This window comes from Brevundimonas sp., from assembly GCF_029946145.1.
Taxonomy (GTDB): Bacteria; Pseudomonadota; Alphaproteobacteria; order Caulobacterales; family Caulobacteraceae; genus Brevundimonas.
Window position 1 is genome coordinate 53,783 of record NZ_JAQSDY010000017.1, and the last position, 23,892, is coordinate 77,674.

The 23,892-nt window shown below is 67.7% G+C and carries 27 protein-coding genes; 13 read left to right on the top strand and 14 right to left on the bottom strand.

The annotated features are described in order from the left end of the window. Window positions 1–105 precede the first annotated feature (105 nt). Window positions 106–1,005, top strand: coding sequence for a UDP-3-O-acyl-N-acetylglucosamine deacetylase (gene lpxC / locus PSV23_RS07415; protein ID WP_300467787.1), 900 nt, complete (start codon window positions 106–108; stop codon window positions 1,003–1,005). 262 nt (window positions 1,006–1,267) lie between these two features. On the opposite strand, the gene pgeF is transcribed toward lpxC, so the two are convergent. The 3 genes from pgeF to lgt are packed head-to-tail and all read right to left on the bottom strand — an operon-like array spanning window position 1,268 to window position 4,014. After that, the gene (gene pgeF / locus PSV23_RS07420) at window positions 1,268–2,038 is read right to left on the bottom strand and encodes a peptidoglycan editing factor PgeF (RefSeq protein ID WP_300467439.1); all 771 of its coding nucleotides are present in this window, start codon (window positions 2,036–2,038) and stop codon (window positions 1,268–1,270) included. Between the two features lie 2 nt (window positions 2,039–2,040). Continuing rightward, window positions 2,041–3,126, bottom strand: a complete 1,086-nt coding sequence (locus PSV23_RS07425; protein ID WP_300467441.1) for a class I SAM-dependent methyltransferase — start codon at window positions 3,124–3,126, stop codon at window positions 2,041–2,043. Between the two features lie 18 nt (window positions 3,127–3,144). After that, window positions 3,145–4,014: a prolipoprotein diacylglyceryl transferase gene (gene lgt, locus PSV23_RS07430; protein ID WP_300467443.1), complete on the bottom strand. Its 870-nt coding sequence runs from the start codon at window positions 4,012–4,014 to the stop codon at window positions 3,145–3,147. A gap of 190 nt (window positions 4,015–4,204) precedes the next feature. On the opposite strand from lgt, the gene PSV23_RS07435 reads away from it, so the two are divergent. The 3 genes from PSV23_RS07435 to proC all read left to right on the top strand — a co-directional run bounded on the left by PSV23_RS07435 (window position 4,205) and on the right by proC (window position 5,866). Then, window positions 4,205–4,492, top strand: coding sequence for an accessory factor UbiK family protein (locus PSV23_RS07435; protein ID WP_300467445.1), 288 nt, complete (start codon window positions 4,205–4,207; stop codon window positions 4,490–4,492). Window positions 4,493–4,556: 64 nt separating this feature from the next. Continuing rightward, window positions 4,557–5,060, top strand: a complete 504-nt coding sequence (locus PSV23_RS07440) for a YbjN domain-containing protein (protein WP_300467447.1) — start codon at window positions 4,557–4,559, stop codon at window positions 5,058–5,060. Between the two features lie 5 nt (window positions 5,061–5,065). Next, a complete protein-coding gene (proC, locus tag PSV23_RS07445; RefSeq protein ID WP_300467449.1) occupies window positions 5,066–5,866 on the top strand; it encodes a pyrroline-5-carboxylate reductase in 801 nt (266 codons plus the stop codon). Here the strand turns inward: proC and PSV23_RS07450 are convergent. From PSV23_RS07450 to PSV23_RS07460, 3 genes are all read right to left on the bottom strand, one after another. Then, the gene (locus tag PSV23_RS07450; RefSeq protein ID WP_300467451.1) at window positions 5,863–6,357 is read right to left on the bottom strand and encodes a hypothetical protein; all 495 of its coding nucleotides are present in this window, start codon (window positions 6,355–6,357) and stop codon (window positions 5,863–5,865) included. The two genes, proC and PSV23_RS07450, sit on opposite strands and share 4 nt — an antisense overlap. A 77-nt stretch (window positions 6,358–6,434) precedes the next feature. After that, entirely contained in the window at window positions 6,435–7,778 is a 1,344-nt protein-coding gene (locus PSV23_RS07455) for an ATP-binding protein (RefSeq protein ID WP_300467453.1), read from the bottom strand. 7 nt (window positions 7,779–7,785) lie between these two features. Further along, window positions 7,786–8,517 (bottom strand): response regulator transcription factor, encoded by a 732-nt coding sequence (locus PSV23_RS07460; protein WP_300467454.1) that lies wholly within the window; start codon window positions 8,515–8,517, stop codon window positions 7,786–7,788. Between the two features lie 88 nt (window positions 8,518–8,605). On the opposite strand from PSV23_RS07460, the gene PSV23_RS07465 reads away from it, so the two are divergent. From PSV23_RS07465 to PSV23_RS07475, 3 genes are all read left to right on the top strand, one after another. Beyond that, entirely contained in the window at window positions 8,606–9,481 is an 876-nt protein-coding gene (locus PSV23_RS07465; protein WP_300467456.1) for a branched-chain amino acid aminotransferase, read from the top strand. A gap of 80 nt (window positions 9,482–9,561) precedes the next feature. Next, window positions 9,562–10,833 carry a NupC/NupG family nucleoside CNT transporter gene (locus PSV23_RS07470; protein WP_300467458.1) on the top strand — a complete coding sequence of 424 codons (1,272 nt, stop codon included), beginning with the start codon at window positions 9,562–9,564 and terminating at the stop codon, window positions 10,831–10,833. 16 nt (window positions 10,834–10,849) lie between these two features. Then, window positions 10,850–11,470: a glutathione S-transferase gene (locus tag PSV23_RS07475; RefSeq protein WP_300467460.1), complete on the top strand. Its 621-nt coding sequence runs from the start codon at window positions 10,850–10,852 to the stop codon at window positions 11,468–11,470. A gap of 337 nt (window positions 11,471–11,807) precedes the next feature. Here the strand turns inward: PSV23_RS07475 and PSV23_RS07480 are convergent, their stop codons facing one another. After that, window positions 11,808–12,515 carry an NUDIX domain-containing protein gene (locus PSV23_RS07480; protein ID WP_370461018.1) on the bottom strand — a complete coding sequence of 236 codons (708 nt, stop codon included), beginning with the start codon at window positions 12,513–12,515 and terminating at the stop codon, window positions 11,808–11,810. 157 nt (window positions 12,516–12,672) lie between these two features. After that, complete coding sequence (rnr, locus tag PSV23_RS07485; protein WP_300467462.1) at window positions 12,673–15,000, bottom strand: ribonuclease R; 2,328 nt, start codon at window positions 14,998–15,000, stop codon at window positions 12,673–12,675. 111 nt (window positions 15,001–15,111) lie between these two features. On the opposite strand from rnr, the gene PSV23_RS07490 reads away from it, so the two are divergent. The 3 genes from PSV23_RS07490 to PSV23_RS07500 are packed head-to-tail and all read left to right on the top strand — an operon-like array spanning window position 15,112 to window position 18,449. Beyond that, on the top strand, window positions 15,112–16,515 hold the full coding sequence (locus PSV23_RS07490) for a cystathionine beta-synthase (protein WP_300467464.1): 1,404 nt from the start codon (window positions 15,112–15,114) through the stop codon (window positions 16,513–16,515). A 21-nt stretch (window positions 16,516–16,536) separates the two neighbouring features. Beyond that, window positions 16,537–17,286: a S9 family peptidase gene (locus tag PSV23_RS07495; RefSeq protein ID WP_300467466.1), complete on the top strand. Its 750-nt coding sequence runs from the start codon at window positions 16,537–16,539 to the stop codon at window positions 17,284–17,286. Further along, complete coding sequence (locus tag PSV23_RS07500) at window positions 17,286–18,449, top strand: cystathionine gamma-synthase (protein WP_300467468.1); 1,164 nt, start codon at window positions 17,286–17,288, stop codon at window positions 18,447–18,449. The genes PSV23_RS07495 and PSV23_RS07500 overlap by 1 nt, the downstream gene beginning before the upstream one ends. A 205-nt stretch (window positions 18,450–18,654) precedes the next feature. Here the strand turns inward: PSV23_RS07500 and PSV23_RS07505 are convergent, their stop codons facing one another. From PSV23_RS07505 to PSV23_RS07530, 6 genes are all read right to left on the bottom strand, one after another. Next, window positions 18,655–18,927, bottom strand: coding sequence for a hypothetical protein (locus PSV23_RS07505; protein ID WP_300467470.1), 273 nt, complete (start codon window positions 18,925–18,927; stop codon window positions 18,655–18,657). Between the two features lie 103 nt (window positions 18,928–19,030). Beyond that, entirely contained in the window at window positions 19,031–19,243 is a 213-nt protein-coding gene (locus PSV23_RS07510) for a cold-shock protein (RefSeq protein WP_055828885.1), read from the bottom strand. A 251-nt stretch (window positions 19,244–19,494) separates the two neighbouring features. Next, window positions 19,495–19,707: a cold-shock protein gene (locus PSV23_RS07515; RefSeq protein ID WP_055828888.1), complete on the bottom strand. Its 213-nt coding sequence runs from the start codon at window positions 19,705–19,707 to the stop codon at window positions 19,495–19,497. Between the two features lie 161 nt (window positions 19,708–19,868). Further along, entirely contained in the window at window positions 19,869–20,081 is a 213-nt protein-coding gene (locus PSV23_RS07520) for a hypothetical protein (RefSeq protein ID WP_300467473.1), read from the bottom strand. Window positions 20,082–20,119: 38 nt separating this feature from the next. Further along, window positions 20,120–20,833, bottom strand: coding sequence for a TorF family putative porin (locus tag PSV23_RS07525; RefSeq protein ID WP_300467475.1), 714 nt, complete (start codon window positions 20,831–20,833; stop codon window positions 20,120–20,122). A 30-nt stretch (window positions 20,834–20,863) separates the two neighbouring features. Beyond that, window positions 20,864–21,790, bottom strand: coding sequence for a nitronate monooxygenase family protein (locus PSV23_RS07530; protein WP_300467477.1), 927 nt, complete (start codon window positions 21,788–21,790; stop codon window positions 20,864–20,866). Window positions 21,791–21,944: 154 nt separating this feature from the next. Between PSV23_RS07530 and PSV23_RS07535 the strand changes: the two genes are divergently transcribed. From PSV23_RS07535 to PSV23_RS07545, 3 genes are all read left to right on the top strand, one after another. After that, entirely contained in the window at window positions 21,945–22,280 is a 336-nt protein-coding gene (locus PSV23_RS07535) for a GIY-YIG nuclease family protein (protein ID WP_300467479.1), read from the top strand. Between the two features lie 149 nt (window positions 22,281–22,429). Further along, window positions 22,430–22,891, top strand: a complete 462-nt coding sequence (gene queF / locus PSV23_RS07540) for a preQ(1) synthase (RefSeq protein WP_300467481.1) — start codon at window positions 22,430–22,432, stop codon at window positions 22,889–22,891. A gap of 64 nt (window positions 22,892–22,955) precedes the next feature. Continuing rightward, window positions 22,956–23,813: a DUF817 domain-containing protein gene (locus tag PSV23_RS07545; RefSeq protein WP_300467791.1), complete on the top strand. Its 858-nt coding sequence runs from the start codon at window positions 22,956–22,958 to the stop codon at window positions 23,811–23,813. Window positions 23,814–23,892 lie beyond the last annotated feature (79 nt).

The following is a 23,892-nucleotide window of genomic DNA, read 5'->3' on the forward strand; positions in this document are numbered from 1 at the left end:
AATCGGAAACCCGACTTTCATTTCGCTGTTGCGAAGCCGTCGCTAGACGGTTGCTGGGGCGTACTCCGCACGTGGTGCGGACATCGCAATTGAAAGAGCTTGAGTTTGCCGGTCAGCTACGACCATCGCCAGAAGACGACCGTCGCCCCCGCGATCATCGCGGGCGTGGGCGTGCACACGGGCGACCGGGTGCGTCTGGCCGTGCGTCCGGCGCCGGTCGGCACGGGCATCGTCTTCGTGCGGACCGACATCAAGGACCGCGACAACCGCATCCCCGTCTCGGGCGAGGCCGTCGTCGACGCCCGCCTGAACACCATGATCGAGAACGCCGCCGGCGTGCGTCTGTCGACCATCGAACACCTGATGGCCGCCTTCTCCGCCCTGGGCGTGTCTAACGCCGTGGTCGAGGTGGACGGGCCCGAGCTGCCGATCCTCGACGGTTCGGCGCTGCAATTCGTCCAGCTTCTGGACCGCGCGGGCTTCCGCCGTCAGGAAGCCCCGGTCCGCTATATCGAGATCCTTGAGCCGATCCGGGTTCAGGACGGCGACAAGTCCGCCGCCCTGTTGCCCTGCGACCGCTATGAGATGCGGTTCGAGATCGACTTCGACACGCCGGTGATCGGCAATCAGGTGGTGGACTTCGTCGTCGACGAGGAAACCTTCCGCAACGAGATCATGGCCGCCCGGACCTTCGGCTTCGCCCATGAGGTCGAGGCCCTGCGCAAGGCCGGACTGGCCCGCGGCGGTTCGCTGGAGAACGCCGTGGTCATCGACGGCGACCAGATCCTGAATCCCGGCGGCTTGCGGATGGAACGCGAGTTCGTCAAGCACAAGGCGCTGGACGCCATCGGCGATCTGTACGTGCTGGGCGCGCCCCTGCTGGGCCGCTACGAGGGCGTCAAGGCGGGGCACGCCATCAACAACCTGCTGGTCCGCGAACTGCTGGCCAATCCCCAGGCGTGGCGCGAGGTGACCGGGGCTCCCGAGCTGGCGATGGCGGGCTGAAAACAGCCCGCTGGACGCCGGGGAATTCGGATACGGATTCCGTGGGATTTCGAATGCCGAATTCGGGAATTGAGCGACGACGGCTACGGCCGGCGTACCGACTCTTCCTTCTCCCGTTGGGAGAAGGTGGCGCGCAGCGCCGGATGAGGGTCGGTCGGGTGAAGCGGCGACGCCGCCCGCTGACAGACGACCCTCACCCTTTCGCGCAAGAACGACGGCTGGCGCCGTCGTGCGCTCAAGCCCTCTCCCAACGGGAGAGGGATCAGGGAAGGGTGATCGCGCTCATCAGCCGTCCGAAGTCGGGCTCTCGGTTGAGCCAGGCGCGGCGGTTCGAGAAGAACCGCGCCTCGTCGACGCGCGTGTCGTGACCGGTCCAGGCGGCGTCGCCGACGCCAGCCTGTTCCAGACGCCACAAGACGAAGCCGGGCAGGTCGAACAGCCGCTTGTCCGGCGTCGCGCCCGGCGCGAAGAAGCGGCCGCCGCCGGGATCATGGTGGTCGAACCGGTTCTGGAAGTCCGCGCCGACCTCATAGCTGGCCTGGGCGATACACGGGCCGACGACGGCGACCATGCGCCGGGGCTCCGCCCCCAGCGCCCGCATGGCCGCGACGGTGGAGTGGACGACGCCGTCCAGCGCGCCCTTCCAGCCCGCGTGGGCCGCGCCGACCACCCCTGCCTCGGGATCGGCCAACAGGATGGGGGCGCAGTCGGCGGTCAGGACGGCGCAGATCACGCCGGGCGCGGCGGTGACGGTGGCGTCGCCCTCGGGCCGGTCGCCCTTCCAGCCGGCCTCGGCGACGCGGGCGAGGCTGGAATGGATCTGGTAACAGGCGGCGAAATCATCAGGCGCGCCGCCCATATGCGCGGCGACGCGGCGGCGGTTCTCGGCCACGGCGGCCGGGTCGTCGGTGGAGCCGAGGCCTGTGTTCAGGCTGTCGTGGATGCCGGTCGAGACGCCGCCCTGGCGGGTGAAGAAGCCATGGCGGACGCCCGCCTTGTCCAGCAGCGGATGGGTGAGGGGCGACAGGGTCATGCTCATTCCTCGAAGCCAGGGACCACCAGGCTGCGGGGCGAGAAGACCGCGCAGGCCTTGAACAGGGTTCCCATCTGGTCGTCGTCGGTCAGGCGGGCCAGCTGGCGCTCGATGACGGGCGCCGCGTCCGGCCGTCCCGCCTTCAACCGGTCGGCGCGGGCTTCGATCCCGAGCAGCCGGAGGAATTCGCCCTGGCCCAGGGTTCCGGTGACGTCGGCCCCGGCGCGAACGGCGGCCTCCTGCACCGTCGGGAAGTCGGCCCACTGGGTCAGGTCGGCCTCGCCCGGCGTCTCCAGCGGATCGACCTTCCGGTGCCGCCGCAGGGCCTGGAGCGTGTCGCCGGCCTCGGGCCGCGCGCGGCCATAGTCGATCAGCAAGGCCGCGCCCGAGGCCGCCTTGACCAGGGTCGCCACGTCGCGGCCGAAGGCGGCTTGCTGGTCCGAGATCTCGACCGTCTGGCCCGGCTCCACTTCGAACACCGGTCGTGTGAAGCCGCCCGTGATCCGCACCAGCCCGAAGGTCAGGCCGCCCCCGCCTTCCCTGGCGTCGGTGACGCCGACGCGGCGTTCGGCCCAGCCATCCTCCGTCTTCACGAACTGGCGCGCCGGAAGGCAGTCCAGCACCTCGTTGGCGATCAGGATGACGGGGGCGTCGGTCTCGACGCTGTTCAGGTCCTTGACCCAGCGCGGGTGAACGTCGCTGTCGTTCAGCATCCGCGCCTGGGCCGCGCGCAGGGGAGGGCTGGGTTCGATCAGGACCAGATCGACGGCGGCCAGGAAGTCGGGGGCCAGCCTCGCCGCGCGCAGGGCGTCGGCCATCAGGGTTCCATCGCCCGGGCCGACCTCGACCAACCGGATGCGTTCCGGCGCGCCCAGCCTCTGCCACAGCTCGACCGCCCAGAGGCCGATCAGCTCGCCGAACATCTGACTGATCATCGGTGCGGTGACGAAGTCGCCGGTCGCGCCGATGGCGGGTCGGGTGGCGTAATAGCCGCCCTCGGGGTCGTGCAGGCAGCGGGCGACATAGTCGGCCACCGTCATCGGCCCGGTCAGGGCGATCTCACGCGCCAGTCTGTCCCGAAGCGACATGGGCGAAGCGCTCATCCGTCAGACGGCGGCGGGCGGCCGGCTCCACGCGCGCCAGATCAGCACGGCCCCGGCGATCATCATCGGTATCGACAGGATCATGCCCATGGTCAGGCCCAGCGGCAGGTTGTCCAGGCCGGCGTCGGGCTGTCGCACATTCTCCAGCAGGGCGCGGGACAGGCCGTAGCCGAACAGGAAGATGCCCGTCACATAGCCGGGCTTGGAAAGCAGCCGACCCTTGTGGACCGCAAACCACAGGACGGCGAACAGCAGCAGGCCTTCCAGACCGGCCTCATACAGTTGGCTGGGGTGTCGCGGCACGTCACCGGCGGGGCAGCCGTTGTAGAGCTGGTAGATGCGGTCGTTGCAGAAGCGGACGGCCCAGGGAACCGTCGTCTCGCGGCCCCACAGCTCCCCGTTGATGAAGTTGGCGAGGCGGCCGAAGAACAGGCCGATCGGCGCGGCGGGGGCGACCAGATCGCCGAGGCTCAGAAGGCGGATCTTGTGCCGCCATGCGAACCAGACGATCGCGGCCGACACCCCGATCAGGCCGCCGTGGAAGGACATGCCGCCGTCCCACAGACGGAACAGCGCCAGCCGCTCGCTCCATCCGGCCCCGGTGAAGATCTGTGCGTAGAGCTCGGGCTGGTAGAAGAGGGCATAACCCAGGCGGCCGCCCAGGATGATGCCAAGGGTGATGTAGAGGATCAGATCGTCCAGCTGCAGGGTCGTGACCGGCGGCCTGGCCGGCTGCCACAGGGCGTTGGCCTTCACCAGACGGGCGGCATACCACCAGCCCAGGACGATGCCGGCGACATAGGCCAGCGCATACCAGCGGATATCCAGCGGGCCGATGCTGAGGAGCACCGGATCGAACTCGGGAAATTGCACGGGCGCTCCTGTCGGCGGTTCTTGACGGGCGGTTTAGCAAGCGCCGCGGGGCGCGTCCCTGAAATTTCCGCAACACGGCGCCCACCGGCGCCCAAATCAGGCCATAGGTCGCATCGACAGCAAGGTTTCGTTCACCATATCGGGTGAACCTTCGTTAACGACGCTCGCCCGTTCGAGCCGGAGCCCGCAGATGCAGACGCGCAATCCCATCCTCGACGAGTTCGCCAAGCTGACGACCGGCGCCATGGGCCTGGCCCAGGCGGCGGGCGAAGAAGCGAAGACGGCCTTCCGGGCACAGACGGATCGCATGGTCGCGGAAATGGACCTGGTCCGCCGCGACGAGTTCGACGCCCTGAAGGCCGAGATCGCCGCCCTGCGCGCCGAGATCGCGGTCCTGAAATCCCCTGCAAAGGCGGCAAAAAAGCCTGCCACGGGAACGTCCACAGGGTCGGTTCCCCCTCAGGACGCAGCCGGTTGAGCCGAATCTGCGAACCCGCCTACCGTTACGTGACGGGGCGTGAGTCGCGCCCGGGGAGTGCCTGATGGACGTTGTACGGCCCGAAGAAGTCGATGTTCCCTACGATCCGCTGGATGTCGTGGAGCACGTCCTGGTGGCCGAAAACCTGCCGTTCGATCGCACCGACGAAGGCGATCTGGCCTTCGCCCTGGCCGGTGACTGGAAGGACTACGAGCTGTGGTTCGCCTGGCGGCCGGAGGGCGACTGCCTGCAGCTGTGCTGCGCTCTTGACCTTCAGGCCAAGAAGTCCCGGCGCGCCGCGGCCTATGAGCTGGTCGGCCTGATCAACCAGCGCACCTGGATGGGTCATTTCGAAGTCTGGGCCGAGGACGGCGAGATCGTCTTCCGCCACTCGCTGGCCCTGCCGATGGGCGAGCGTCCGACCCTGGCCCAGGCCGCGTCGATGATCGATGCGGCGGTCGAGGCGGCGGACCGGTACTACCCCGCCTTCGACTTCATGATCCGCGGATCGAAGAAGCCGCAGGAGGCGATCGACGCCTGCCTGTTCGAGACCGTCGGCACGGCCTGACGGCCATGACTCCTTCCGCCTCCTCCGGCCCTGTCGTCCTTCTGGGCTGCGGCCGGCTGGGTTCCGCGATCGTCGAGGGCTGGCTGAAGACGGGTGCGGTCGCGCCTTTCGACCTCATCATCCTCACGCCGTCAGACAAGCCGGCCGCCGAGGCTGCGAAGGCGCGCGGAGCGAGGGTCAATCCGCCGATGGATCAGTTGGGGTCCGCGCGGGCCCTCGTACTGGCGGTCAAACCCGCCATGTGGCGAGCCGCCCTCGAGCCGTTGGTCGCTCATCTCGGCGAGCGGACGCAGTTGGTGTCAGTAATGGCGGGCGTTCCGGCGGCGGATATCGCCCAGGCCGCCGGACGGGCCGCGGCGAGGGTCATGCCGACGACGGCGGTGGCTCAGGGGCGAGGCGTCGCTGCCCTGTGGTCAGCCGATTCCGAGACCCGCGAGATGGCGCGAGACCTGTTCTCGCCCATGGCCGACGTGGTGGATCTGGAGGCGGAAGCCCAGATCGACGCCGCGACGGCGGTCGCCGGTTCGGCTCCGGCCTTCATCTATGCGTTCGTTCAGGCGCTGGCGGAGGCGGGGCAGGCGCAGGGGCTGTCCAGGGAGGCGGCGCGACGGCTGACCCGGGGCGCCCTGCGTTCCGCCGGGGCAGGGGTCGAGACGGATGAGGCGCTGGAGGCGTTGATCGCCCGCATCGCCTCGCCGGGCGGAACCACCCGGGCGGGCCTGGACGCCATGTCGGCGAGCGGCGATCTGCAGCGTGCGGCGACCACGGCCGTCACCGCCGCTGTCCGACGGGCGCGGTCGTTCTAGCGGGTCTGGTAGCGTCCGACGGCCAGATTATTGGCCAGACGGCTGTAGGCGCGATCCGCGTCCTGCCAGATGCCGAAGCCGCGTACGTCCGCGATACTGGTCGAGTACCAGTCGTATTCCACCGGATGGATCAGGCCGTCGGCGGTGGTCACGTGACCGGTGATGGTCGCGCCGCCGATCGAGATGCTGCGTATGCCGTCCAGTCCGGGCCGGTCCGCCATCTGCTGCATCGTCGGACGGTTGGGCTTCAGGTCCGTCAGGGTCAGGTTGATTTCGGCGCCATCGAGGGCGCCGCGCCGGGCCAGTGTCTGACGCACGACGTCGGAGAGGCGCGAGGCCTGGGCCTGGACCTCACGCTCGCCCAGTTCGTCCGCGCGTTCCAGCACGTCGGGGCCGAGGATGACGTTGATGGAAGCGGGGTCGGCCATGGCGGGAGCGGCCCACAGGGCGAGGCCGGCGGCCAGGGGGGCAAGGCAGGCGAGTCTGGTCATGTCGATCCTCCATGTCCCCCGTCGGACGAAAGATGATCCTTAAGGCCACGCTTGACCAGCGGCGTAGCGAAATTTGATCAGCCCGGCAGGCGGATCAGGGCCCTGAGCCCGCCCAGGTCGCTGCGTTCAAGGGTGATGTCGCCACCGTGGCTGCGCGCGACATCGCGGGCGATAGCCAGACCCAGGCCGACGCCCTTGTGGTTCTGGTTGCGCGAGGCGTCGAGGCGGGAGAACGGCCGGAAGGCCTCTTCGTGCATGTCCTCGGGAATGCCGGGGCCGTCATCCTCGACCGCGATCTCCAGCCCGCCAGAGGGCAGGGCGCGGGCGCTGAGCCGAACGTGCTCGCCATGGGCCGCCGCGTTGCCGGTCAGATTGGCCAGGGCGCGCTTGAAGGCGAGAGGGCGCAGTGAGGCCGTCAGACCTTCCGGCACGGCGACCTCGACCTCGGCCCCGGCGCGGCGGGCGTCGTCGGCGGCGGCGGCCAGCAACTCGGACAGGGAGATGGGCTGCGCCGCCTCGCCGGCCTCGCCGCGGGCGAACGCGAGGTATTCGTCGATCATATGCTCCATCTCGTCCATGTCGCCGCGCATGGCGTCGGCGCGCTTGAACGGGGGAGCCAGAGCGAGTTCGAGCCGCAGGCGGGTCAGGGGCGTGCGCAGGTCGTGGCTGACCGAGGCCAGCAGGGCGGTACGCTGGTCGATATGGCGCTGGATGCGCTCACGCATGGCCAGGAAGGCGACAGCCGCGGCCCGGACCTCGCGCGCGCCGTGCGGCTTGAATCGTTCATGGGTCTCGCCCCGGCCAAAGGCCTCCGCGGCCTCGGCCAGCCGTTCGATGGCGCGGACCTGGTTGCGGATGAACAGGATGGCCACGCTCATCAGCAGGACCGTCGCGATCAGCAGCCAGAGGACGAAGATGTGCGCCTGGGTGGCGACGGCGCGCTCGCGCGGGGCGATGATGCGCAGCACGCCCTGCGGCTGCTGCACCCGGATGTCGACATAGGCGGGGTATCGGGTGGTGTCGAACCAGAAGGGCTGGTCCAGCCGCGCGGCCAGCGCCTTCTCCAGCGTACGGTCGACGACGCCGACGGGGCCGCGCCGGTGTTCGTCGGGCAGGGTTGCGCCGTCCTGGAGGGCGATGGACAGGGACATGGCGCGCTGGGCCCGCTCGGAGATGACGGCCATGTTCTGCGGCGTGGGGTCATCGCGCCAGCTCTCGGCGGCCCAGGCGATGTCGCCGGCGAGGCCGTCGGACAGGCGGGCGGTCACCGTTTGCCAGTGCATGTCGAAGAAGGCCCAGGTGACGGCCACCTGCATGACCAGCACGGGCAGGACGATGATCAGCAACGACCGGCCCCACAGCGAGGTCGGCAGACGCCGCTTCAGGAATCGCGGCCAGAGGCTGGCGGGAAGCAGCCTCATGACGTCGTCAGTCCGGAGCCAGCATATAGCCGACGCCGCGCACGGTCTGGAGGTAGCGCGGGTTCTTGGGGTCGGCCTCCAGCTTGCGGCGCAGGCGGGTGACCTGGACGTCCACGGCGCGGCCTGTGATGTCGGCGGTGTCGGGCGACAGGCTCATGCGCTCCACGGCGGAGTGGGCGTGGATGGCCAAGGTCTTGAGCAGCTGGGCCTCGGCCTCGGTCAGGCGCTGGGGCTTGCCGTCCCGCGACAACTCCAGCCGCTCCATGTCGAACACCGCGGGCCCCAGCTTGATCTCGCGGGGGGTCAGAGGCTTGCCGCCGGTGCGGCGCAGGATGGCGTCGACGCGCAACGCCAGCTCGCGCGGGTCGAAGGGCTTGGACATATAGTCGTCGGCGCCGCGCGACAGGCCCTCGATCCGGTCATCGGGATCGCCGCGCGCGGTCAGCAGCAGGACGGGCGTTTTCGAGGTCTCGGCCTTGGACCGCACCCAGGTGGTCAGGTCGAAGCCGCTTTCGCCCGGCATCATCACGTCCAGCACGACCAGGTCGAACTCGATCAGCTCCATCATCCGCTTCGCCGCGGCCGCGTGGGCGGCGCCGGTGACGCGGTAACCTTCCCGGGCGAGGAATTCCTTGAGCAGCTCGCGGATGCGGTCATCGTCGTCGACGACGAGCAGGTGCCGGCCGGCGCCGGGGCCGGCGATCGGGCCGGATCGCCCATGGGAACGCACGTCGCTCATGCGGATGCGGCCCGGAGGCCGTTGCAGGCGTTGACCTGAGCGGTTCGGGGGGCTCTAACCCGGTGATCTTCGCGGGAGACGTTATTCAATGGCCTTCGTTCCTTTCGACGATCGTGACGGCTGGATCTGGATGGACGGCGATTTCGTGCCTTGGCGGGAAGCGAAAACGCACGTTTTGACCCATGCCCTTCACTACGGCTCGTCGGTCTTCGAGGGGGAGCGTATGTATGGCGGCGAAATCTTCAAGCTGACCCCGCATAGCGAACGCCTGAAGCGTTCTGCAAACCTGCTGGATTTCGACCTTCCGTACAGCGTGGCCGAGATCGACGCCGCCTGCAAGGCGACCTGCGAGAAGATGGGGCTGTCCGACTGTTATGTCCGCCCGGTCGCCTATCGCGGCCCGGAACAGGTCAGCGTCTCGACCCTGCACAACAAGACCCACGTGGCCATCGCCGTCTGGGAGTGGCCCAGCTATTTCGACGCCGAGACCAAGGCGAAGGGCATCCGCATGGAATGGGCCAAATGGCGCCGGCCCGACCCGATGACCGCCCCCTCGGCGGCCAAGGCGGCGGGTCTGTACATGATCTGCACCATGTCCAAGACGGCGGCCGAAAAGCGCGGCTACGCCGACGCCATGATGCTGGACTGGCGCGGCTATGTCGCCGAGGCCACCGGGGCCAATGTCTTCTTCGTCCAGGACGGGGTGCTGCACACCCCGCCGGTCGACGCCATCCTGGACGGGATCACCCGTCAGACCATCATCGAGATGGCCAAGGCGAAGGGCATCGAGGTGGTCGTGCGTCATATCCGGCCCGAGGAGCTGGCGACCTTCAGCGAATGTTTCGTCACCGGCACGGCCGCCGAAGTGACGCCGGTGAGCGAGATCGGCGAATACCGGTTCACCCCCGGCGCCCTCAGTCTGGGCCTGATGGAAGACTACGGCCGGCTGGTGCGGCGGCTCTAGCCCCTCGGGCTCTTGTCAGAGCGGTCCGTCTCGCGTTCAACGGGACGAGGTCGGCGGGGAGTCGGCGGGGATTGTCGTCCATGTTCAGCCTGCTGAATCTCCAGAGCCTGCTCGGGCTCGCCGTCATCGTCGCCGCCTGCTGGGCGCTGTCCGAGAACCGGCGCGCCTTTCCGTGGCGGCTGACGCTGGGAGCCATTGCGGTGCAGGCGGCGCTGGTGCTGGCGCTGTTCGCCATTCCGGGCTCGCAGAATGTGCTGGCGGCGGTCACCGGGGCGGTCGACGGTCTGAACACGGCGACGCAGCGGGGGACCCAGTTCGTGTTCGGCTATCTGGCCGGAGGCGACCAGCCCTATGCGGTGACCAACGACGGAGCCCTGTTCACCTTCGCCTTCCAGGTCCTGCCGCTGATCCTGGTGATCTCGGCCCTGTCGGCGCTGCTGTGGCACTGGAAGGTGCTGAAGTGGATCACCCACGGCTTCGGCATCCTGTTCCAGCGCACCATGGGCCTGGGCGGGGCCTCGGCCCTGGCGGTGGCGGCCAACATCTTTCTGGGCATGATCGAGAGCCCGATCGTGATCCGGGCCTATCTGGACAAGCTGACCCGGTCCGAGCTGTTCCTGATGATGGTGGTCGGGCTGGCCACCGTCGCCGGATCGACCATGGTGGCCTATGCCGCCATCCTGGGGCCGGTGCTGCCGAACGCGGCGGGGCATGTGCTGGTCGCCTCGATCGTCTCGGCGCCGGCGGGCATCCTGCTGGCGCGGATCATGATCCCGGAGACGCCCGGGCAGGGCGGGGCGCATGCCGAGTATGACTCCGCGCTCAAGTACGACAGCGCCATCGACGCCATCGTCAAGGGCACCTCGGACGGCCTGATGGTGGTGCTGAACATCTCGGCGGTGCTGATCGTGTTCGTGGCGCTGGTCGCCCTGGTCAATGTAATGCTGGGCGGGTTCTGGCTGTTCGGGGACCATGTGACGGTCGAGCGGATGCTGGGCTGGCTGTTCATGCCGGTGGCGTGGCTGACCGGAGTGGAGTGGTCCGAGGCGGGCAAGGCCGGCTGGCTGCTGGGGGTCAAGCTGACCCTGACCGAGTTCGTCGCCTTCATCGAACTGGGCAGGATCCCGGCCGGGGAGATGAGCGAGCGGACGCGGATGCTGATGACCTACGCCCTGTGCGGCTTCGCCAATATCGGCTCGGTGGGCATCACGGTGACGGGCCTCAGCGTGCTGATGCCCGAGCGGCGGGAAGAGGTGCTGGGCCTGGTGTGGAAGGGGCTGTTCGCCGGTTTTCTGGCCACGCTGATGACGGCGGCGGTTGTGGGCGCGATGCCCGCCGCCATATTCCGCTGACCCCGGAGACCGCACGATGAAGCTCTACACCTCGCACCGCGCCCCCAATCCCCGCCGCGTGCGCTGGGTCATGGCCGAGAAGGGCATAGAGGATGTCGATCTGGTCGAGATCGACATCATGGTCGGCGAGCACAAGACGCCCGAGTACCGGGCTCGCGTCGGCGTGCCCCATGTGCCGGCGCTGGAGCTGGACGACGGCACCACGATCTCGGAGTCCATCGCCATCGGCCGCTATCTGGAGTCCCTGTATCCCGAGCCCAACCTGTTCGGCGTCGACGCCCGCGAACAGGCGGTGATCGAGATGTGGACGCGGCGCTGCGAGTTCTATCTGGCTAATCCGATCATGCTGACCGTCCGTCATTCGCACCCGGCCCTGGCCGCGCTGGAAGCGGCGCAGATGCCCCAACTGGCCGACTACAACCGGGCGGCGGCCGAGAAATTCATGAAGACCCTGGACCGCCGTCTGGCGGAGCATGAGTTCCTCGCCGAGGACCGGTTCACCATCGCCGACATCGTCGCCGTGGTCGGTCTGGATTTCGCGCGGTTGATCAAATACCGGCCGCCGGAGGAACTGACCCATCTGGCCCGCTGGCTGGAGGCCTGCCACGCGCGGCCGGCGGCGAAGGCCGGGGCCTAGACCCGCTTGACGTCGGGCGGTGAGACCGACCTGTGGCACGGTTTTGCGAATTCGGCGTGCCACCGCGCCACCGTGCCAAACACAAATCTCACTGAAATCAATCAGCTAAGGTGACGTCCGAGGTTCCGGGGTACGCCAGAGCGCCAGATTATCGGAAATTCTCCGTCCAGGGCGCCGCTGCGCGCCGCACCCATCGCTGAGTTTTCAAAGACCGTTTTCGCCGCTCACAGATGGGGGAAGGTGGTTGACGGTCAAGGCCGAACAAAGGAATAAATTCCTTTATGCACTATCCGTCTCGCCTGCTTCTGATGAGTGGCCAAGGATCTCTCGATCAATCCTAGTCCTGATGTTCGACGACATGCCGGCCGCGCACCATGCGGACGAAGGGCAGTGGCCGGGCGGGATGCGCCAGCCGTTCCGAAACCTCGCCCAGGACGAAGCGGGTGATGGCCGGCAGGTCGACGGCGCGCGCTTCGTCCAGCGGCAGCCAGGCGATCTCGTCCAGCTCGCCCGAGCCGGCGGTCGGCTCGGGATGTAGCAGGGCCCTGGCGTCGGCCATGAAGAAGCGGGCGTCGAAACGGCGTGACCGGCCCGGCGGGGTGATGGCGCGGGCGACGTAGGACAGGGCGGCCAGATCGGGCAGGGCGCCGACGGCCCGGAACTCGCGCCACGGCCCGGCGACCGAGGCGACGGGCGCGGGCTCGGCCAGCAGCAGGCCGGTTTCCTCGAAGGTTTCGCGGACGGCGGTGAGAGCGAGGGCGCGGGCGCGGCGGGCCGGCATCTCGCGGGTCAGGCGGATCATCTCGGGGCTGGGCAGATCGTTGGCCGAGGCCGCCCCGAAGTCCGAACGGTCGATGCGGCCGCCGGGGAAGACCCATTTGGCGGCCATGAAGACGTGGCCCGGGGCGCGGCGGCCCATCAGCACCTCGGGCGCGCCCTTGCGGACCCGCGTCAGGATCAGGGTGGCGGCGTCTTTCGGCGTCTGACGGCCGTCGGTGCGCGGGGCGTCGGTCAGGTCCTGGGCGGCGTCGAAGGGTTGGGTCACGCGCACAAAATTCCGCTCATCCCGGCGAAAGCCGGGACCCGGTTCTGTCCAGCTTGACGCCGGCGTTTCAGGACATGCGTTCGGTGATCACGCTCAACGCCCGGAGCGCCCAAAACACCGGGTCCCGGCTTTCGCCGGGATACGCGGAAAAAGGAGATCACCGCCGCTTGCCCTTGCGGACCCCCTTCAGGCCGCCGGATGGACGGCCGCCCTTTGGCGGTTTCGGCCCGCCGGGACGGTTGCCGCCGCGTTTCGGGAAATCCCCGCCGCCGCGGCCGCGGACGCCCAGACGGGCGGCGGGGGCGTTGGGATCGCGCGGCGCGGGCTCGGACAGCATTTCGAACACCAGGCCGCCGGTGATGGGGGTGGCCTCCTTCAGCCTGACCTCCACCGTCCGGCCCAGGGTCCAGCGCTGGCCCGAGCGTTCGCCGATCAGGGCGTGCTGCTTCTCGTCGTGGTGGAAATATTCGCCGCCCAGTGATGAGACGGGGACCAGGCCATCGGCCCCGGTCTCGTGCAGCCGCACGAACAGGCCGAAGCGGGTCACCCCGGTGATGCGACCGGGGAAGGTCGCCCCGACGCGCTCCTGCAGGAAGGCGGCCATGTAGCGGTCCATGGCGGCGCGTTCGGCGGCCATGGAGCGGCGCTCGGTCATCGTCACCTGTTCGGCGATGGCGGGCAGTTCGACGACCTCGCGGTCGGTCAGCCCGTCGTGGTTCCCCTTTGGGCCCAGCCCCAGCGCCCGGATCAGGCCGCGGTGGACGATCAGGTCGGAATAGCGCCGGATCGGCGAGGTGAAGTGGGCGTAGCGGTCGAGGTTGAGGCCGAAATGGCCGACATTCTCCGCCGAATAGATGGCCTGCATCTGGCTGCGCAGGACGACCTCGTTGACGACCTCGGCGTGGTCGCCGCCGCGGGTCTCGTCCAGCAGCTTGTTGAACCGCTTGGTGGTCGCGGGCTCGCCCTTGGTCCACGGCTTGCCGATGGTCTGGAGGAAGTCGCCGAGGTTGAACAGCTTCTCCTGACTGGGGGCGTCGTGGACGCGGTACAGCAGCGGCGTCTTCTTCTGCTCCAGCGTTTCGGCGGCGCAGACATTGGCCTGGATCATCATCTCCTCGATCAGCCGGTGGGCCTCGAGGCTGACGCGGGCTTCAATCGAGATGATCTGGCCCTGGTCGTTCATGCGGATGCGGCGCTCGGGGCTTTCGATGGCCAGGGGGCTGCGCTTCAGCCGGCCCTTCAGCATGGTCCGGTAGGCGTTCCACAACGGGTAGAGGATGGCCTCCATGATCGGGCCGGTGGCGTCGTCGGTCTGGCCGTCGATGGCCGACTGGGCCTGTTCGTAGCTGAGCTTGGCCTGCGACCGCATCAGGCCGCGCACGAATTTGTGGCCCGTCTTCCGGCCGTCCCTGTCGAACACCATGCGCACGGCCATGCAGGCGCGGTTCTCGCCCTCCTTGAGGCTGCACAGGCCGTTGGACAGCCGCTCGGGCAGCATCGGCTCGACGCGGTCGGGGAAGTAGGTCGAGTTGCCCTTGTCGCGCGCCTCGCGGTCGAGGTGGGTGTTGGGCCGGACGTAGGCGGCGACGTCGGCGATGGCGACCCAGACGATCCAGCCCTCGGCGTTCTTCGGATCCTCGTCGCGCATGGCGTAGACGGCGTCGTCGTGGTCGCGGGCGTCGGCGGGGTCGATGGTGATCAGCGGCAGGTCGCGCAGGTCCTCGCGGCCTTTCAGCGACGGCAGCTCCTGATCCTCGGCCTCCTTCTCGACGGCTTCGGAGAAGCCCATCGGGACGTTGTGGGCGGCGATGGCGATCAGGGAGGCGGCGCGGGCGTCGCCCTCGTGGCCGATCTTCTCGAGGATCTTGCCGCGTTTGGGGCCGTAGCGCTGGTCGCCCTTCTCGATCGCGGCCAGCACCAGATCGCCGTCGCGCAGGCCCTCGGCCTGGGCGTGGGGGACGATCAGAACGTCCTTGGAGCGGCGGTCGACGGGTTCGACCCGGACCTCCTTGTTGGACTTGCGGATGACGCCCAGAACCTTGTTGGCGCCGGCGTCGAGGGTCTTGATCAGCCGCGCTTCCCAGCCGTCCTCGCCGCGGGCGAATTTGACCAGGACGCGGTCGCCCATGCCCGGCGCGGGGCCGGGCTTGTCGTTGTCGGGGACCAGCAGGGCGCGCGGGGCGTCGGCCGAGGCCTCGACCAGACGGACGTACAGTTCGCCGTCCATGTCGCGCTCGACCACGTCGGCGACGCCGACGGGGGGCAGGGCGCCGACCTCGGAGAAGCCCTTGCGGCCGCGCTTGCCCAGTTTTCCGGCCTCTTCAAGGGCGCGGATCATTTCGCGCAGGGCGCGGCGTTCGCCGCCCTTCAGGCCGAAGTGGCGCGCGATATCGGTTTTTTCGGCTGTTCCGGCTTCGCGAAGGAAGGCGATCAGCGTGTCTTCGTCGGGGAGTCCGGCGACGGGCCGGCGGGGTGATTTGCTCATTTGTATCCTTGATAACGCAGGACTGGCCTCTTCGGAGGCGAAATCTTGCGCGGCTTGTGATGGACAGGGGCTGCGCCTAGCTTCCGGCGCGAACCTCTGGAGTGTTTGTGAATGTCTTTGGCCGCCACGCCTGTCCTGTCCGGTCCGACCGGCTCCCTGCTGGATCAGATCGGCAAGACGCCGATGGTGGAGGTGACGAAGATCGACACCGGCCCATGCCGTCTGTTCCTGAAGCTGGAGGCGCAGAACCCGGGCGGGTCGATCAAGGACCGCATCGCCCTGTCGATGATCGCGGCGGCCGAGGCGGAGGGGTTTCTGAAACCCGGCGGGACCATCGTCGAGGCGACGGCCGGCAACACCGGTCTGGCGCTGACGCTGGTGGGTCAGGCCAAGGGCTATAAGGTGCTTCTGGTCATCCCGGACAAGATGTCCAAGGAAAAAATCCAGCATCTCAGGGCCATGGGCGCCGATGTTCGCCTGACGCGTTCGGACGTGCCGCACGGGCACCCGGAATATTACACCGACATGGCCGAGCGGCTGGCGCAGCAGATCCCGGGCGGATTCTACGTCAACCAGTTCGCCAACGACGCCAACTCCCTGGCCCATTTCCAGACCACGGGGCCCGAGATCTGGGAGCAGATGGGCGGCGACATCGACGCCTTCGTCGCCGGCATCGGCTCGGGCGGGACCATCACCGGCATCGCCCAGTATCTGAAGAGCGTGGGATCGAAGGCCAAGATCATCCTGGCCGATCCGGTCGGCTCGACCCTGGCCGGGATCGTCAACGAGGGCGTACCGGGACCGGAGGGCAGCTATACGGTCGAAGGCATCGGCCAGAATTTCGTGCCCGACACCGCGAAGATGGACCTGATCGACAAGGCCTATTCCATCCCCGACGCCGAGGCGATCGCCACCGTGCGGGAGCTGCTGCTGAAGGAAGGCGTGCTGGCCGGTTCGTCGTCGGGCACCTTGATCGCGACGGCGCTGCGCTGGTGCCGCGAACAGACCGAGCCGAAACGGGTCGTGACCTTCGTCTGCGACACCGGGGCCAAATACCTGTCCAAGGTCTATAACGACGCCTGGCTGGCCGATCAGGGGCTGGGCGACCAGCCGCTGCATGGGGATCTGTCGGACCTTATCTCGCGCAAATACGAGAAGGGCGACGTCGTGGTGGCCGGGCCGGACGACACCCTGGACACCGCCTTCAAGCGCATGCGCGGCGCCGACGTCTCGCAGCTGCCGATCATCCAGGACGGCCGGCTGGTCGGGATTCTGGACGAGAGCGACATCGTCCATGTGATGAACACCGACGAGATCACGCGTCAGGAGCGGTTCAAGAAGCCGGTCGGCACGGTGATGACCCGCGACCTCGACACCGTTCAGGTCGGCGAGAGCCTGGACGCCCTGATCCCGCTGTTCGACCGCGACCGGGTGGCGATCGTGCTGGACGGGGAGAAATTCGTCGGCCTGATCACGCGGACCGATCTGATCAACCACCTGAGCCTGAACCGCTAGGATTGCCGTCGGGGGAGAGGCATGGAGCGAAGACAGTTGATCCTCGGCGCGGGGGCCATGTTCTGCGCGGCCGGAGCGAAGGCGCAGGACCTGCCTGCCGCGCCGGCGCCGACCTATGAGGGCCTGACGTTCGAGAGCCACGGCAAGCCGATCCGCGCCATCCACTATCGCCCCGTCGGCGAGGGACGGCGGGCGGCGATCGTCATGATGCACGGCTCGGGCGGGCGCATCGCCAACCGGGGTCCGTGGCACGAACTGGCCATGAGGTTCGCGGGCGACGGCTATCAGGTGCTGACGCCGCTGTTCACCGACGCCTTTCCCGACGACGGCATTCGTCCCGCGCGGATGATGGAGGCCTGGCGCGATGTGGGTGAGCACGCGATCGACTGGTTCATCGCCAGGGGCCTGGACCGGCAGCGCACGGCGATGTTCGGCTATTCGCTGGGATCCTATGTTGCGGTGGACGGCGCCCTGGGCAACAGCCGGGCGGCGGCGGCCATCGGCCTGGCCGGCGGGGTCGACGTCTATACCCCGCGCCCGCCCCGGCGGCGCGTGCCGGTGCTGATCATCCGGGCCGGGAACGACACCCATGTGCTGCCGCGCAATACGGCGGCCTGGGTGGACTTCCTGCGCGAGCACGACATCGCTACACGGGTTGAAGTGATCGAAGGCGCCGGCCATCTGTTCAGACCGCCGGAGTGGGCGGAAATCTTCACCCGCGCCTCGGCCTTCTACGCCGGCAATATCGGCCGCCCCGACCAGGACAATTGATGACCAAGCTGAAGAACAGCCAGGGTTTCTCGACCCGCGCCATCCACGCCGGACAGCGGCCCGACCCCACGACGGGCGCGGTGATGACGCCGATCTACGCCACCTCGACCTATGCCCAGGAAAGCCCGGGCGTGAACAAGGGCTATGAATACGCACGGGGCAAGAACCCGACGCGCGAGGCGTTCGAGGCGTGTCTGGCCGACCTGGAGGGCGGGACCCACGGCTTCGGCTTCGCCAGCGGCATGGCGGCGACCTCGACGGCGCTGGAGCTGCTGGACGCAGGCGCGCACATCGTCACCGGCGACGACCTGTACGGCGGCTCGTGGCGGCTGTTCGAGCGGGTGCGGCGGCGGTCGATGGGGCTGGACTTCGCCTATGTCGATCTGAGCGATCTGGCGAAGGTGGAGGCCGCCATCACGCCGAAGACGAAGCTGATCTGGGCCGAGACGCCGACCAATCCGCTGATGAAGCTGGCCGACATCGAGGGGCTGTCGCGGATCGCGAAAGCCCATGGCCTGCTGCTGATCGTCGACAACACCTTCGCCACGCCGTGGAGCCAGCAGCCGCTGAAGCTGGGCGCCGACGTGGTCATGCATTCGGCGACCAAATATCTGAACGGCCACTCGGACATCATCGGCGGCGCGCTGGTGACGGCGAACCCCGAGCTGGCGAAGGAGATCAAATTCCTTCAGAATTCGGTCGGCGCGGTGATGGGGCCGTTCGACGCCTTCCTGGCCAACCGGGGCCTGAAGACCCTGGGTCTGCGCATGAAGGCGCACAATGAGAACGCCATGGCCGTGGCGCGCTGGCTGGAAGACCGGAAAGGGGTGGCCAAGGTCATCTATCCGGGGCTGGTCAGCCACCCGCAGCACGCGCTGGCGTCACGCCAGATGAACGGCCAGTACGGCGGCATGGTCACGGTCCTGATCGACGGCGATCTGGAGCGGACCAAACGGGTGCTGGAGCGGGTTCAGGTCTTCACGCTCGCGGAATCGCTGGGCGGGGTCGAGAGCCTGGTCAATCACCCGGCCATCATGACCCACGCCTCGGTGCCCAAGGAGCTGCGCGAGGCGGGCGGCGTGACCGACAACCTGATCCGGCTGTCGGTCGGCGTGGAGGAGGTCGAGGACCTGATCGCGGACCTGGATCAGGCGCTGGGGTGACTTGATCGGGGCGGGAGAGGAATCCCGACCTCCGCGTCGCCCTGTCTGGTGTCGTCATCCTCGGGCTTGACCCGAGGATCAGACCATCCGGTGCTCCGGGGATGGGGTGCGGCTTGTCTCGGAGGCCGCCTTCCGACGCACAACTCGCCCCACGTCTGATCCTCGGGTCAAGCCCGAGGATGACGGAGAGGGTGGGTGTGTGGGCTCAGGCGGCCTTGGAATCCGGCAGGGCGGTCTGGTGGCCAGTCGCCGGGACGACCTTCTTCTTGGCCGGGGCGCGGGGCTTCTTGACGGCGGCGGTCGTCTTGTCCGCGGCGCGGCGGGCGACTTCGGCGTCGATCAGGGGAATGACGTCGGCGGCGGAGGCGATCTGCGTCGGCGAGGCGGTGGTGGAGGCGGACAGGCGCAGGGCGTTCAGGCGCAAGGCCTTCAGGTCCGGGTCGCTCATGGTCGGGATCATGTCGGCAAGCGGGGTCATCGAAGTCTCCTGGATTTGAAAAGCAGTCGGGCCGGCGCCTGTTCGGCAGCCGGCCCTTCCGTCAGCCCGGGCGGTTAGCCAAGGCAGGGTCGCTTGTCGGAAACTATTCGGCGGCCTTCAGGCGACCGGCCGATTCCTTGCCCGAACGCGAGTCGCGTTCGACTTCGTAGGAAATCTTCTGATTTTCGTTCAGCGTGCCCAGGTCGGACGTTTCAACGGCCGAGGCGTGGACGAAGACGTCCTTGCCGCCATCATCGGGAGCGATGAAGCCGTAACCCTTGGTGGAGTTGTACCATTTAACAGTGCCGGTAGCCATTTTGAGACCTCCGTTAGGCGTTGACCGCCGGAAGAGGTTCCGGATCGGCCTGTCGGGTCTGAATGGGATCGGCTTTGGACCTCGGTGCGCGATGCAAAGGGGCAGCAGCGTTTCGCAAGAGATCGACGTAGCCCCAAATGGGCGCTTTCCGGCCCAATAGCAAGCGTCGCCATACAGATAGCAAAACGGCGGCGAGGGCCCGGGCCCTCGCCGCCGTCGAAATCATGCGTCGGCGAGGCCGACGCGTGAACTCAGCCTTCGGTCTTCAGCTGACCAGCCGATTCCTTGCCCGAACGCTTGTCGCGCTCGATTTCGTAGGAAACCTTCTGGTTTTCATCCAGGCCGCGCAGGCCCGCTTGCTCGACGGCCGAGATGTGGACGAAAACGTCCTTGCCGCCGTCGTCAGGCTGGATGAAGCCGTAGCCCTTGGTGGAGTTGAACCATTTAACAGTGCCGGTAGCCATTTTCAGGACCTCCGTTAGCGTTGGCCCCAGGGAAGAGCCCCTGCGGCCTGTCGGGTCTGAATGGAGCGGCTAGACCTCAGTGCGAAAGCAGAGGGTGGCGTTTCGCAGAGAGATCGACAAAACGCTTTTACCGTCCGGCGTGGCGAAATCAAGCCAGAACGCTACTCGGCGGCTTCGCCCTCGGGGGCGGCGATATAGTGTTCCTGGCACAGCTTGCGCAGCGCGGCCGTCAGCGTGGGGCCGTACAGCGAGTCCTGGATGCGCTCGAAACCTTCGGACTGAAGGGTGGTCTTGATCTCGCCGACGGTGCGGCAACCCCCGCCGCGCGCCAGTTCATAGGCGCGCTCGAGGGTCGTGGGACGATGGTTGCTCATGACTCCTAGATAGGAGCTTCGGCGCAAAATGCGAGGTTTTAGAAAGCGATGCTGATCCCGGCGACCAGGGCGTCCGCATACTGCTCGCCCGGGACGTCGGCGTCGGTCGCGTGATAGCGGACATCCGCCTCCAGATGGTCGGTCAGGGCGTAGGTGAAGCCGGCGTTCCAACCGGTGTAGTCCAGGCTGTTATCCTGCTCGCGACGGCCGATGGAAGCCGTGGCTTCCAGCTTGTCGGTGAACTCCCAGCCCAGGCGGGCTTCATACCAGGTCCAGGCCTCGGTCGAGCCCGTGCCGTCCGGCGAATGCTGCAGGCGAAGGCGCCCGCTGGCCGGGCCGATGGAGCGTTTGACGTCGGCCGTGAACTCCCAGGCGTTGTCGTCCGTGCCCGGATTGGCGTCGATCTGCTGCTTGTATGTGGCGTTCAGATCCAGGTCGAAGCCGGCGACCTCGGGCGTGTAACCGACGCCGGCCTCCATTTCGAGTTCCGATCCGATGGAGCTCTTGATCGTTTCAAGGCCCGCGCCGCCGTAGAACAGGCCCGACGCGCTCTCCCACTCCGCCTGCCCGAAGACATAGGCCTCGCCATCCGATTTCGAGGCCTCTTTCGAACGGTTGTCGGTCGCGGCGCCGAAGGCGAAGGACCAACTGCCCGCGGTGGGGGCGGGGGCGGCCTCCTGGGCGGCGGCGGAGCCGGCGAAGGCGAGAAGAGCGGTTGCCGCGGCGGCGGCGGTCGTCAGGGTGCGGAGCATGTGAGTCGGCCTCGTTGAACGAGGCGGGGTCTAGAGACGGTTCTTGTCGAATTTGTCACAAGCGTGCGAAAATTCGTCAGCCAACCGAGCGACAAGCTGCGCTGTTGGCAGGATGTCACGCACCGCCCCGGCGCCCTGGCCCGCGGACCAGACCGTTTTCCAGGCCTTCGCCTCCTCGCCCATGTCCAGCTTGTGCTCGGGCAGGGATTTCGGATCGATGCCGTTCGCGACCAGGGACGGCGTCAGGAAATTGGCCGGAATGCCCGAGACGGCGGGGGTGTAGGTGATGTCGCTGGCGCCCGCATCGACGATCATCTGCTTGTACTCGGCCTGGGCCGCGCTTTCGGTCGTGGCGATGAAGCGGGTGCCCATATAGGCGAAGTCGGCGCCCATCATGAGGGCGGCGGCGACGTCCGAGCCCGTCGACAGGCAGCCGGACAGGATGATGGCGCCATCGAAGAAGGACCGGACCTCGTCGACCAGGGCGAAGGGATTGACCACGCCGGCGTGTCCGCCCGCGCCGTTGGCGACCAGGATCAGGCCGTCGACCCCCGCCTGCGCCGCCTTGCGGGCGTGACGGATGTTGGCGATGTCGTGGAAGACCACGCCGCCATAGCCATGAACGGCGTCGACCACGTCGCGCACGGCGCCCAGGGAGGTGATGATCAGCGGGACCTTCTCCTCGACCGAAACCATCATGTCGGCCATCAGCCGGGGGTTGGTCGGATGGACGATGTGGTTGACGCCGAAGGCGGCCGCGTCGGGCGTCAGCCGGCCCTTGATCTCGTGGATCCAGTCCCGGTAGCCCTCGGTGGTGCGCTGGTTCAGGGACGGGAAGGTGCCGATGACGCCGGCGTTGCAGGCCTCGACGACCAGATCCGGTCCGGAGACCAGAAACATGGGCGCCGCGATGACCGGCAGTTTCAGACCCTTTTGCAGCGATGCCGGAATGGCCATGGCGTTTCCCCGAGTTGTCTTTGGCTACGGATAGCGGGCTGTCGCGGGGGAAGGCAAATGGTCAGACCTGCGTCAGGCGCAATGCGGCATGCTGTTTTCATATTTACCCGGATATAAATAGGAGCTATATTATCCGGGTGAAAAGGAGACTCGCATGACATCGCAGGAGCGAAAGGCTTTGGTCACGGCCTACAAGGAGCGAAAGACCATCGCCGGCGTGTTCGCCGTGATCTGCACGGCCACGGGCGAGACCTGGGTCGGCAAGAGCCGGCATGTGGACACGGAGCAGAACGGGCTCTGGTTCGCCCTTCGTCAGGGCGGCTCGCCGTTCCGTACCCTCCAGGCGGCGTGGAACGTCCACTCCGAGGCGGATTTCCGTTTTGAACAGCTGGACCGACTGCCCGAGGATGTCTCGCCCCTGTTGCGCGATATGGAGCTGAAGGAACGGGTCGGCCGCTGGACGGCGAGGCTGGGAGCCCGCGTCCTCTAGGCCGGGACGCGCTCGGGGCGGGCTGGTCGACCGGGCGGACAGGATTGCATCCTCCGGGGCGCGCCCTTTGAAAATTGGGCCGCATGGTCCTATTGCCTCCGGACACACTCCCCGTCGCCCGGCTCGTCCGGCTGTCCAGGCTGGAAATCATGACCACCGACACCTCAGGCCTGCACCAGCTCGGCCAGCACACCGTCCAGCCCACGTCGCCGGAAACGGCCGAGCTGGAGCGGGTGCCCAATCCCCATGCCGGGACCCTGTACCTGACGCGCTTCACCGTGCCGGAGTTCACCAGCCTGTGCCCGGTGACGGGCCAGCCGGACTTCGCCCATATCGTCATCGACTATGCGCCGGGCGACTGGCTGGTCGAGAGCAAGTCGCTGAAGCTGTACCTGACCGCCTTCCGCAACCACGGCGCCTTCCACGAGGACTGCACCGTGGCCATCGGCAAGAAGGTCGCCGATCTGCTGCAGCCGAAGTGGCTGAGGATCGGCGGCTACTGGTATCCGCGCGGCGGCATACCGATCGACGTCTTCTGGCAGACGGGCGTCGCGCCCGAGGGGCTGTGGTTGCCGGACCAGGGCGTGCCGACGTATCGCGGGCGGGGATAGTCCCCGGGTGACGGAGTCCAGCCGCCTCCCTCTCGAAACCTGGGGCCGCCACTGGCTCGGCCGGCTGCAGCATTGGGCCGACGGGCGGGCGTGGTCCCGCTACAGCTTCGAATTCCTGATGTTCGGCATCAAACAGGGGTGGGCCTGTCTGTTCGGCGGGGCGATGCTGGCCCTGCTGCTGGCGACGCATCTGTGGTGGCCGGATGACGCGCCCGTCAGCCGCTATGACTTCCTGGTGGTCGGGGCGCTCGGCATTCAGGCGGCCATGCTGGCGCTGAAGCTGGAGAGCTGGGAGGAGGCGAGGGTGATCTTCGTCTTCCACGTCGTCGGCACCATCATGGAACTGTTCAAGACCCAGGCGGGGTCGTGGATATATCCGGAGGAGAGCCTGCTGCGGATCGGCATGGTGCCGCTGTTCTCGGGCTTCATGTATGCGGCGGTGGGCAGCTACATCGCCCGCATCTGGCGCATCTTCGACATCAAATTCCGCCACTATCCGCCGCTGTGGACGACGTGGGTGCTGGCGGCGGCGATCTACGTCAACTTCTTCGCCCATCACTGGCTGCCGGACATCCGGCTGGGTCTGTTCGCCCTGACGGCGGTGCTGTTCGGGCGGGGCTGGTTCTATTTCACGCCCGACCGGACGCGGCGGTCGATGCCGTTCCTGCCGGGGTTCTTTCTGGTCGCTGTGTTCATCTGGCTGGCCGAGAATCTGGGCACCTACGCCAACGCCTGGGTCTATCCGTCCCAGAGCGACGGCTGGCATATGGTGTCGGTCGACAAGCTGGGCAGCTGGTTCCTGCTGATGATGATCAGCGTGGTGCTGGTGTCGCTGGTGCATCGGCCGGAGGCGGAATCCCCCACGCTTTCGTCATCCCGCGGCGAGCGAAGCGAGACCACGGGACCCAGCGGCGCGCGATAGCGCGAAACTGTCGAGGGCGCGGCTGTATCCGGCGTTTCGCCTCCGCTACGCTTCGGCGCCGCTGGGTCCCGGCTTTCGC

What these genes read in the sequence shown, in the direction of transcription:
- PSV23_RS07475 (WP_300467460.1), top strand. Translation starts at nt 10,850, where the DNA reads ATGAAGCTCTACACCTCGCACCGCGCCCCCAATCCCCGCCGCGTGCGC.
- queF (WP_300467481.1), top strand. Translation starts at nt 22,430, where the DNA reads ATGACCACCGACACCTCAGGCCTGCACCAGCTCGGCCAGCACACCGTC.
- PSV23_RS07535 (WP_300467479.1), top strand. Translation starts at nt 21,945, where the DNA reads ATGACATCGCAGGAGCGAAAGGCTTTGGTCACGGCCTACAAGGAGCGA.
- PSV23_RS07510 (WP_055828885.1), bottom strand. Translation starts at nt 19,243, where the DNA reads ATGGCTACCGGCACTGTTAAATGGTACAACTCCACCAAGGGTTACGGC.
- PSV23_RS07525 (WP_300467475.1), bottom strand. Translation starts at nt 20,833, where the DNA reads ATGCTCCGCACCCTGACGACCGCCGCCGCCGCGGCAACCGCTCTTCTC.
- PSV23_RS07450 (WP_300467451.1), bottom strand. Translation starts at nt 6,357, where the DNA reads ATGACCAGACTCGCCTGCCTTGCCCCCCTGGCCGCCGGCCTCGCCCTG.
- PSV23_RS07490 (WP_300467464.1), top strand. Translation starts at nt 15,112, where the DNA reads ATGTCTTTGGCCGCCACGCCTGTCCTGTCCGGTCCGACCGGCTCCCTG.
- pgeF (WP_300467439.1), bottom strand. Translation starts at nt 2,038, where the DNA reads ATGACCCTGTCGCCCCTCACCCATCCGCTGCTGGACAAGGCGGGCGTC.
- PSV23_RS07455 (WP_300467453.1), bottom strand. Translation starts at nt 7,778, where the DNA reads ATGAGGCTGCTTCCCGCCAGCCTCTGGCCGCGATTCCTGAAGCGGCGT.
- PSV23_RS07435 (WP_300467445.1), top strand. Translation starts at nt 4,205, where the DNA reads ATGCAGACGCGCAATCCCATCCTCGACGAGTTCGCCAAGCTGACGACC.
- PSV23_RS07465 (WP_300467456.1), top strand. Translation starts at nt 8,606, where the DNA reads ATGGCCTTCGTTCCTTTCGACGATCGTGACGGCTGGATCTGGATGGAC.
- PSV23_RS07440 (WP_300467447.1), top strand. Translation starts at nt 4,557, where the DNA reads ATGGACGTTGTACGGCCCGAAGAAGTCGATGTTCCCTACGATCCGCTG.
- PSV23_RS07515 (WP_055828888.1), bottom strand. Translation starts at nt 19,707, where the DNA reads ATGGCTACCGGCACTGTTAAATGGTTCAACTCCACCAAGGGCTACGGC.
- PSV23_RS07425 (WP_300467441.1), bottom strand. Translation starts at nt 3,126, where the DNA reads ATGTCGCTTCGGGACAGACTGGCGCGTGAGATCGCCCTGACCGGGCCG.
- proC (WP_300467449.1), top strand. Translation starts at nt 5,066, where the DNA reads ATGACTCCTTCCGCCTCCTCCGGCCCTGTCGTCCTTCTGGGCTGCGGC.
- PSV23_RS07500 (WP_300467468.1), top strand. Translation starts at nt 17,286, where the DNA reads ATGACCAAGCTGAAGAACAGCCAGGGTTTCTCGACCCGCGCCATCCAC.
- PSV23_RS07505 (WP_300467470.1), bottom strand. Translation starts at nt 18,927, where the DNA reads ATGACCCCGCTTGCCGACATGATCCCGACCATGAGCGACCCGGACCTG.
- PSV23_RS07495 (WP_300467466.1), top strand. Translation starts at nt 16,537, where the DNA reads ATGGAGCGAAGACAGTTGATCCTCGGCGCGGGGGCCATGTTCTGCGCG.
- PSV23_RS07530 (WP_300467477.1), bottom strand. Translation starts at nt 21,790, where the DNA reads ATGGCCATTCCGGCATCGCTGCAAAAGGGTCTGAAACTGCCGGTCATC.
- rnr (WP_300467462.1), bottom strand. Translation starts at nt 15,000, where the DNA reads ATGAGCAAATCACCCCGCCGGCCCGTCGCCGGACTCCCCGACGAAGAC.
- PSV23_RS07520 (WP_300467473.1), bottom strand. Translation starts at nt 20,081, where the DNA reads ATGAGCAACCATCGTCCCACGACCCTCGAGCGCGCCTATGAACTGGCG.
- PSV23_RS07460 (WP_300467454.1), bottom strand. Translation starts at nt 8,517, where the DNA reads ATGAGCGACGTGCGTTCCCATGGGCGATCCGGCCCGATCGCCGGCCCC.
- PSV23_RS07470 (WP_300467458.1), top strand. Translation starts at nt 9,562, where the DNA reads ATGTTCAGCCTGCTGAATCTCCAGAGCCTGCTCGGGCTCGCCGTCATC.